3 protein-coding genes are annotated in these 3,069 nt (G+C 65.1%); all 3 read right to left on the bottom strand.

The features are described from left to right. Positions 1-1,514: relaxase/mobilization nuclease domain-containing protein (locus DDZ14_RS19065; RefSeq protein ID WP_109426555.1), on the bottom strand; the 1,514-nt coding region annotated here is incomplete at its 3' end. Then, positions 1,508-1,936: a plasmid mobilization relaxosome protein MobC gene (gene mobC, locus DDZ14_RS19060; protein WP_233252655.1), complete on the bottom strand. Its 429-nt coding sequence runs from the start codon at positions 1,934-1,936 to the stop codon at positions 1,508-1,510. The genes mobC and DDZ14_RS19065, both read right to left, overlap by 7 nt. Positions 1,937-1,955: 19 nt before the next feature. Continuing rightward, a complete protein-coding gene (locus DDZ14_RS19055) occupies positions 1,956-2,828 on the bottom strand; it encodes a helix-turn-helix domain-containing protein (RefSeq protein WP_109426553.1) in 873 nt (290 codons plus the stop codon). Between the last annotated feature and the right edge of the window lie 241 nt (positions 2,829-3,069).

Here is a 3,069-nt window from a genome sequence, read left to right as displayed (position 1 = left end):
AGCTCCGTCTCAGCCTCTCTTCGGCGGCCTTCGCTAAGCTCAAGCTCTTCTGCAACTGATCGTCCAGCGCGTTGTAGGTCGCCTCTTCGTTCAACAAGCCCCGCAAGGCCGTCATTGATGCGGCCTGCGAACGAATGAGCATGGTCACGCAGTCGGCCAAGCCAGCCAGTTGCGTCTCGATCCTGCCGGTCGAGCGTGTCTCCAAGGCGGTCAATTCCGCGGCTGAGGTTTCGCAGGCCGTCACCAACCGCTCGACGCAGGCGAGCAAGTCGCGCTCCAAGGCTGTCAGGGGCGTCGTCATTCATCTCTCCTCGATCTTGATGCAGATGACCGGCGTTCCGGCCAGCGTGCAGGTCTTCAGCTCGGTCCTGTCGGGGTCCAGCGTCAGCCAGGTCTGTTCCCCCTGGTCGATCCGCGTCAGGCCAAGCTCCGCCATCTCCGAGCGTGTCAGCAGGACCGTCCAGAACCAGCTCGCGGCCATCATCGAGGCGATCCCCGTTACGATCAGCCCCGAGATCACCCAAGGCGAGATCGTCAGCCAGCGCCTGATCTGCTCTGTCCTCGTCTCGAACAAGCTCCTGCTGTCGTTCAGGAAGTGGCGCGTATCGTTCTCGATGGTATGCCGCGCGTCGCTCGCAATGGCTGTCAAATCGGTCCTGAAGCTCTCCAGCTGAGACGCCATCGAGGCGGCGTAGTCCTCGCGTATCGTGTCCAGCTCCGCGTTCAACTTCTCGCTCAGTCGGGTCGGCTTGCCAGTTTTCATGGAAAATCTCTCCTTTCAGGCGCCAGCGTTCGCCGGTCTCTGGGTCCAGGGCGGTCAGGTAGGCCTTGCCGATGCGGGGCAGGTCGAAGCCCGCGTCGGCGAGGGCATCGAGCATGCTGGCGCGGTCGGTGATCAGGCCGACGCTGACCTGATCGAGGATCCACGCATGCAACTCATCGCGGCCTTGGGCGCGGGTCGGCGCTTCAATCGTGTCGCGCACCTCCTGGGCGCGCTCCAGCTCCATCGGATCGGCCCAGCCGTGGCGCTGGTTCATCAGGTCGCGCAAGGAATCGAAGGCGTCCTGATAGCCCGGTGGAGCGATATTGAGGCTGCGCCCGGTGGTCAGCTCCAGACGCGGGGTGCAGAAATGCAGCTCGACGCGGTCCTCGTGGCCGTGACGAACCCAGAGCATGTCATATTGCTCGCCGTCCAACCCGGCGAAGGCCAGCTGCTCAAAAGCGTCCATGACCTCTGACTGCTGCGCCTCGCTCGGCGCGTCCTCGGCGGCAAAGCTGATCACGCCCGCCCGGTAGGTCCACTGGTGGCGGCTGGCGTCGATCAGCGCCTCGGTGCGGGCTGGATCGCCGCGCAGCACCTCGGGCAGGGGATCGCGCATCACGGTCAGGGGCTGACCATCGGCATCGCGGATAAGGTCGCGGTTGCCGTCATAGGCCAGCACGCGCTCGGCCACCAGGTAGCCGACCGGCCCTGCGCCCGCGCCTTTGCCATTGGGGAAGAACTTGATCAGCACCGCCGCGCCTCATCGAGGAGCGCGGCAAGCTGGCGTTCGATCACCACAAGGCGGCGGGCAACGGTCAGCGTGTCTAGGTCGGTGCGACCCACCAGCATGGCGTGGTTCAGCCAGCGGGCGATCTGGTTGAGGTTGCCGCCGATGCGCCCCACGGCCAGCACCAGCGCCGGATCGACGCGCGAGATAGGCTTGCGGCGGCGGGCCTCGGTCAGGCCAAGCGCCTCGCGCAGGAGCGTTGCGGCGGGCAGGCCAGCGGCCTCGGCCTTGGCCCGCAGCTGGGCTTTCTCGACCGCCGTGCAACGGAAGACGAAGGTCTCCGTCAGCGGCTCCTTTGCGCGGGCTTTTCCCGCGCCGGTGGGGTTCGAAGGGGAGGCTTGCCGCCCCTCGCAAGGTCCCGTGTCATCCGCGCCAGCGTATGACATGGGTCGCCTTGCTGTTTCCTCAGATCGCATGGCGGTTCTCCCCCACGGTCGGTACGACATCCTGCGAAAGGCGCGATGCGGGATGCTTGAGACGCGGTGCAAAGGACGCGATGCGGGACGCAGAAGACGCGGCGCAGTCGCCACCCTGCGGGGAACGCGATGCATCCTGCGCCTGGCGGATGACATCTCGCAGAAGACGCAACTGGGCCTGCCATTCCGCGCTGTCCACTGGGGCCGGTGTCCGGGCCGGAAGCCAGAAGCCCAAGTGCTGTTCGTGCGGTGACAGGGGCAGGCTGCGTTCCAGCGTGGTCATGCCCTCCCGTGCCAACCGTGCGTCCCAGTCCCGGACAAAGCAGATGCCCCTCGGGACGAACACCCGTTCCGGGCGCGTTCCGCCGGATTGCCCTTCATCGGGCAAATCCGGCGCGGACGCGCGCCCTTGTTCTTTTCTAAGTTCTTGTTCTCTGTTCGGGGGGCGATCCTGTCCCCCTTTGCCGGACAGGTCTGTCCCGCTTTGCGAACAGGATTGCCCGCCTTTGGCGCGGCTAAGCGGGACAACCTTGTCCCCCTCCCGGCGGCGTTCAGTGGCCCGTTTCAGGGCCGCTTCGGTCGGGCGGTAGCGCGAGGACTTCCCCTTATTGGTCCCGCGCTCAACGGTCATGTAGCCCGCCGCCTCTACCTTGTTCAGCGCCCGCTTGACCGATTTGGCGTGCTTGCCGATAGCCGCGCCAATGGTCTCGAAGGACGGGCGGCTCTCGCCGGTCTCGTGATCGGCATGTGCCAGTGCCAGGTAGAGCGCCACGCGCAGGGCGTTGTCGTCCAGATCGTGGTCGGTGACCATCTCCAGCAGGTATTGCAGCTTGATCTTGCAGAAGGGCAGAAGCTCAGACATCGGCCCCTCCCGCGATTGCGACCACGGGCGCGATCTGGTAGGATTCCTGAGCAAACTTTTCGATTTGGCCGTTGACGCGGGTGCCAGCCCAGTCAGCGGCCTTTTGATTTCTAGGGCTCCTGAAACGGTTCGCCAGAGACCCGAAAAGCCCAATCAAATCAAGGGGTAGGATTTTCCGGTTCGCCAGCGCAAGCCGTTGATTTCCCTTGCCCCGCACAGCCCTGCACGGCTCACCACTTTA

Source organism: Maritimibacter sp. 55A14 (assembly GCF_003122205.1).
Lineage (GTDB): Bacteria > Pseudomonadota > Alphaproteobacteria > Rhodobacterales > Rhodobacteraceae > QEYE01.
Note: the sequence above shows the minus strand (reverse complement) of the source record. Positions and strands in the feature narration are given on the sequence as shown.